Consider the following 1,126-nt stretch of genomic DNA (forward strand, 5'->3'; position numbering starts at 1 on the left):
CTTACGCTTACGCCTGGTATCGGCTGGCCATCGTCGGCGCTTGTTATTTTACCCGTAATATTTACGGTTTGTGCATGGGCAGATATATAAAGAAATATGCCCGCGATGATTAATGAAAATTGGTATTTCACTCTCTTTTGTAAATTTTTATCCATCTTTTAAAAGGATTTTAAGGTTTGATAATTGGTGCATTGTTTTTGGTTAGTAATTAATTGGTTTTTCTCTCATTCATAATTTATTTTGTTATCATATCTTTTAGATAGCCCGATACCCAAAACAACCTTTGAAAACTATTTTACTGTTAGTTTCTTCACATAAAACGGCTGCCCGAACAATCAGTTAAAAAACTTCAGGTGCAGTCAGACGCATGTTTACTAATTCAAAAAAGTTAACTGTTGGTCCTATTGGTTATTGGTGGAACATTGTTTAAAAGCAACGTCTTTAAATACATTACCTTGAACTTATATTCTGGGGGATGAAACTATGATTGTTAAGAAGAAAGGAATACCGAATTTGATAATGAATACAGGCCAAAATGTTAACCACTATATAATAATCTCAAAATCAGCACTTTATATTACTTAAAGCTACTCCGCTTTCAGATTTTATTTATTTTTTCGCGAAATTTTGACTTAAATGACAACAAATCGGAACTAATTGGCTGTCATAACGCGGACAAGAAGGGCCGGCAATAAATTGGTTAAATTTAATTAACTGTTCTTTTCATTCAGTTTCTGTTGGCGAATTGAACTGACATAGGTGGAGGGAGTGGTGTTATACTCATCCTTAAATGCTTTTGTAAAATATTTGGGCGAATTAAAGCCAACTTCGTAACCAATCTGACTGATCGTCATTTGGCTGGTCTCAAGCAAATACACCGCTTTTTTAAGTCTTATAGAACGAATAAAGTCAACAGGCGACTTACCCGTAAGCATTAAAACTTTTTTATAAAGCGATACCCGGCTCATATTCATCTTGCTGCTTAATTCCTTTACCGAAAGGCTTTCGTTTACTATATTCGATTCTATATATTCAACAATACACCTTAACAGTTTTTCATCTTCATTTTCTAAAGGAGTTTCCTGCAATTGCACATCCATCTGCTTTTTGTAGGTGCGTTTATAGG

General features: G+C 34.4%; 1 protein-coding gene. It reads right to left on the reverse strand.

What is annotated here, in order from left to right:
* Positions 1 to 710 precede the first annotated feature (710 nt).
* Positions 711 to 1,126 (reverse strand): helix-turn-helix domain-containing protein (locus AC1DO4_RS27850; protein ID WP_477421048.1); only part of this gene is annotated, 416 nt, incomplete at its 5' end.

This window comes from Mucilaginibacter sp. P5_A6 (genome assembly GCF_056400585.1).